3 protein-coding genes and 1 pseudogene are annotated in these 4,809 nt (G+C 68.9%); 2 read left to right on the top strand and 2 right to left on the bottom strand.

The genetic code is table 11. The annotated features are described in order from the left end of the window. Positions 1 to 369: 369 nt before the first annotated feature. On the top strand, positions 370 to 2,169 hold the full coding sequence (locus ACFY2Q_RS29430) for a glycoside hydrolase family 15 protein (protein ID WP_387135911.1): 1,800 nt from the start codon (positions 370 to 372) through the stop codon (positions 2,167 to 2,169). 123 nt (positions 2,170 to 2,292) lie between these two features. Continuing rightward, the gene (locus ACFY2Q_RS29425; protein WP_387135909.1) at positions 2,293 to 3,072 is read left to right on the top strand and encodes an SDR family oxidoreductase; all 780 of its coding nucleotides are present in this window, start codon (positions 2,293 to 2,295) and stop codon (positions 3,070 to 3,072) included. A gap of 447 nt (positions 3,073 to 3,519) precedes the next feature. Here the strand turns inward: ACFY2Q_RS29425 and ACFY2Q_RS29420 are convergent. Further along, positions 3,520 to 3,945, bottom strand: a pseudogene (locus tag ACFY2Q_RS29420) (SGNH/GDSL hydrolase family protein); the annotation flags it as partial. A gap of 681 nt (positions 3,946 to 4,626) precedes the next feature. Further along, positions 4,627 to 4,809 (bottom strand): ricin-type beta-trefoil lectin domain protein (locus tag ACFY2Q_RS29415; protein WP_387135907.1); only part of this gene is annotated, 183 nt, incomplete at its 5' end.

The following is a 4,809-nucleotide window of genomic DNA, read 5'->3' as shown; positions in this document are numbered from 1 at the left end:
CGGCTGTTCCGGAAAAAGTGAGTGTTCGCAGGCGGCCACGCCTGCTGAGACGGGTCCGAGAAACCATACTGATCCTCCAGTGGTGGGGAGAGGAAGGTCCTGACGCTGGTGTGGTGAGAGGTGGCGATGGCGGTGCCGAGCGTGGTCGCCTGGCACGTGGGGTGGGCCTGACTGTCGTTGCGGCGCCTCCGGTGCAGACGTGATCTTGTTAACGTTCACATCTATCGATGGCTATTTAGGCTGGCAGAAAATTCCGGGTTTTTCAACCGGTAGTTTCAGAGGTGTTACGGGGATGGAGCGGTACGGCGGCCCGCATGTGTCGCGACGGGCCGCAGGGCGTAGGCAGCGCCACCGCGGGTAGAGCCGGACGTGGCTGTGATCAGTGACTACGCATTACTGGGCGACTGTCAGGGCGCGGCATTGGTCTCGTCCGAGGGGTCGGTGGACTGGTGGTGCCCGCCCCGGTTCGACGCGCCGAGCGTCTTCGCGCGTCTGCTCGGCGCCACAGGCGGTTTCTGGTCGATCCGGCCACTCGCGCCGTACGAGACCTCCCGGCGCTATCTCGACAAGACGATGGTGCTGCGTACGGAGTTCCACACCGAGGACGGCGTACTGCGGCTGACCGACGCCCTGAGCCTTGGCGCCGGGGAACGCGGTCACCACATCGGCTACACCTCCGCGCACGTCCTGCTCCGGCAGGTCGAGGTGGTCTCCGGCGCGGTGGAGGTGGCCGTCGAGATCGCGGCCCGGCCCGAGTACGGCGTTGTCACGCCCACGATCGCCGAAACTCCGGTCGGCATCGAGATCTCCGGAGGCGCGGACCGCCTGACCCTTGTCGCTGACCGTGATCTCGCCGTCGACGGAGCACTCGTGACAGGCAGATTCACTCTCCGCGCGGGCGACAGCGCCATGTTCGCGCTACACCACCGCCGGTCCGCCGACCCACCGACCGCGCCGATCGACGGACGCGCCGCGCTGCGGGACACCGTCGCCGCCTGGGAGTCCTGGTCCTCTCTCCACCAGCACTACCAGGGGGCCTACCGGGAGGAGGTCCGGCGCAGCGCCCTCATCCTCCAGGCGCTGACCTACCAGCCGACAGGCGCGGTGATCGCCGCGGCCACCACATCCCTGCCCGAAGAGGTGGGTGGCGCGGCGAACTGGGACTACCGGTTCGGCTGGCTCCGTGACGGCAGCTTCACCCTCAAGGCGCTGTGGGTCGCTGCCTGCCCCGACGAGGCGCACCGCTTCTTCGACTGGATGGCCGCCTCCATGGGATCGGTGGAAGCGGAGGACCACGTGCCGATCATGTTCGGCGCGGGTGGCGAGCGGGACCTGACCGAACACACCCTGGAGCACCTGGAGGGCTACCAGGGCAGCCGACCGGTGCGGATCGGCAACGACGCCTGGCGGCAGAAGCAACTCGACGTCCTAGGCGAGATCCTGGAGTGCGCCTGGGTCCTGCGCGACGAACTCACGGACCTGTCGCCCGCCGCTGCGGCTCTGCTGCGGTCACTGGCCGACCGGGTCGTCGACAGTTGGCGGGAGCCCGACGCCGGCGTCTGGGAGGGGCGCGAGGGCGAACGGCACTACCTGACGTCGAAGCTGCTGTGCTGGGTGGCCCTGGACCGCGCCGTCCGGCTGGCGCCCGTCCTGAGAGCGGAGGCGCACGTACCGAGGTGGTCGCAGGCCAGGGAGGAGGTGCGCGCGGCGATCCTCACCGAGGGCTGGAACGCCGAGGCCCGGGCGTTCACCGGCGCGTTCGGGTCCGACCATCTCGACGCCGGCGTGCTCGTCATGTCGCCCCTCGGGTTCCTCCCCGCCGACGACGGCCGGGTCATTGCCACAGTGGACGCCATCCGGCGGGAACTCGACGCGCGACACGACGGCCTCCTGCAGCGCTGGACGGGGTCGGGGTTGGAGGGCACATTCATCGTCTGCTCGTACGTGCTGGTCCAGGCTCTGGCGCTCGCCGGGCAGGTCGACGAGGCCAAGCGGATCTTCGAGCGGATCACAGCCCGCGCGAACGATGTGGGTCTGCTGTCGGAGGAGGTCGACCACCGCGACGGCACCCTGATCGGCAACTTCCCCCAGGCGCTGTCGCACATTGGCCTCATCAACGCGGCCTGGGTCATCGACCAGGTCCAGTCCGGCGGTAACCCGGTGCGCTGAGCCCGGCCAATGCCGCAGACCGCTGGCCGGCGTACCCGCCGCCTCGGCGCTTATCACGTCGGGCTTACGCCCCTGGCCAGCGGGTATGCGCGCCGACGTGACCACCACGGAAGGAGCGTGCTGATGACCGGACGCCTGACAGGCAAGACCGCTTTGATCACCGGCTCCGACTCGGGGATCGGGCAGGCCACCGCCATCGAGTTCGGCCGGGAGGGCGCCGACGTGGTGGTGCACTACCTGGACGACCACGCGGGCGCCAACCACACGAAGGCCGAGATCGAGCGGACCGGCCAGCGGGCTGTCGTGGTGCAGGGTGACATCAGCGTCGAGCACCAGGTGGAGGCGATGTTCGACGAGGCGCTGGGGGAGTTCGGCAGGCTGGACATCCTGATGAACGACGCGGGCGTGGACGCCTCCGGCATCCCGGTGGCCGACCTGGACACCGAAACCTGGGACCGGGCGATCCGCACCAACCTGTACGGGATGTTCTTCTGCTGCCGGCGGTTCATCCGGCACCGCCGTGACCAGGGCGGACAGGGGAAGATCATCAACATCACCTCGATCCACCAGGAGGTGGCCCGGGCCGGCGGCTCCGACTACGACGCCAGCAAGGGCGGCATGCTGGAACTGGCCAAGAGCATCGCCCTGGAGGTCGCCCCGATGCGCATGAACGTGAACAACATCGGACCCGGGATGGTGCTCACACCGTTCAACCAGCAGGCGATCGACGACCCGAAGTACCTTCAGGAGCAGGTGCAGTCCATCCCCTGGAAGCGCGCCGCGCAGCCGGAGGAGATCGCCAAGCTCGCCGTCTTCCTGGCCAGCGACGACGCCGACTACGTGACCGGCTCGACGTACTTCATGGACGGCGGTCTGATGCAGAACCAGGGACAGGGCGCTTAGGGGCGGAGGATCACCACCGCGCCGGCCGGCCCCGCGACGGTCAGCTGGTGCTGGTGGCGAAGGGGCCACCGTCGCCGAACGCGAGCCGCGCGAAGTTGTCAGCGATGCGGCGGTGGCCCGCGGGGTCGGGGTGGACCTCGTCGGGCAGTGGGATCTCGGTGTAGTCCGCCTCGCCGTACAGGTCGCGCCCGTCGAGGTAGTGCAGGTTGGGGTCGTCGGCCGCGCGCTGTCGGACGATCCGGGCCAGTTCGGCGCGGATGATGTGAGCGTCAGCCGCCCGGCGCTGCGCTCGGCCGGATCGCCCGTCGCCTTGAACCGCATGATCCCGTCCTCGACGGACGGCATGAGGGGACCGGGCGTGTCCTCCTGGACCGGGCAGAGGATCGCGGACACGACAAGCAGTGGCGTGGTCGGATGCCCCTCGCGGATGGTGTCGAGGAAGCCGTGGACCGCCGGGCCGAAGGCGCGCAGCCGCATGATGTCGCCGTTGACGATGTTGATGCCGATCTTGACGCTGATCAGATCAGCGGTGATGTCACGCATCGCCCGCGCCGTGAACGGGTCGAGCAGGGCGCTCCCGCTGAACCCCATATTGATCAACTCAACGCCGCCCTCGGCGGCCGCCAGGGCCGGCCAGATGGCACTGGGATGAGCGGCGTTCGAGCCGTGGCTGATGGAACTGCCGTGGTGCAGCCATACCCTGCGCCCGCTGTCCGGGGCTCGCTCGATCGGCGCGTCGGTGCGCAGCGCGATCAACTCGACTATCTCCCGGTGCGGCAGCCAGATCTCGATGTCCTTCTCGCCCGTCGGCAGATCCGTGAAACGGGCGGTGCCGGCCGGCCCCTCGTGCAGCACGGAGGCCTGGGTGGCCATGTCGGTGACCGTGACGTTGCCCCCGGCCACCGTGGCCTGTGCGGTCAGACGGCCGTTGACCAGCAGGTCGTAGACGCCGTCCGGCGGGGGCGGATAGCCCTGGTAGACCCGCTTGGTGGGCAGCGCCTCCAGTTCGATGGTGGTGGCCCGGGTGCGGAAGGCGAGCCGTACACCGGAGGGCTGCGCCTCGGCTATGGCCAGCTGGTCGTCGGGGATCTGCCGGCGTGCCGTGGCCGTCAGCCGGTGCGGCAGCAGACCGCGCGCAGTCGTTTCCACGTCGACGAAGCCCCGCAGAAGGTCCGCGGTGATCGCTGTGACGTAGAGGTGTTCGCTGGTGATTACCTCAAGCCTCTCGACCGAAATGTCGGTGTCATCGCGCCCGCGACCCTCTCATAGCGGGCAGCCGCTCGGCCCAAGGGGGTGCTGCGGTAGTGCCGAAAGCTCGTCGACGCGGCCCCAGGCAGCTCTGGCGACCCGGCGCCCGGCGCGGTTGCCCCTGCGCTGCGGCGATACGGCCCCACTCCGGCATGTCTTGGTCAGCTCTGACAACATCGACGCACATCGGTGCAAAAATGGCCCGCCGCCCCGGGTTCGGGGCGGCGGGTTCCTCGTGGTCAGCCTGCCGATCCGGGTGGGCCCGGTGTGACGCCGGGCCCACCCGTCATCGACAGCCGGTGGTCATCACGCGAGGCGCGCGAGCCGGAACTGTTGGTTGGTCTGGCCGTGGCAGTCGTAGAGCTGGACTTGGGCGCCGTTGGCGGTGCTCCACACGTCGAGGCATCGTCCGGATTGGACGCTGCTGATGGTGCCGTTGGAGTTGACGTTCCACTGTTGGTTGGTTTGGCTGTGGCAGCTGTAGATCTG

The organism is Micromonospora sp. NPDC000316 (assembly GCF_042898885.1).
Classification (GTDB): Bacteria; Actinomycetota; Actinomycetes; order Mycobacteriales; family Micromonosporaceae; genus Micromonospora.
This window is presented reverse-complemented; position numbering and strand designations above follow the sequence as displayed.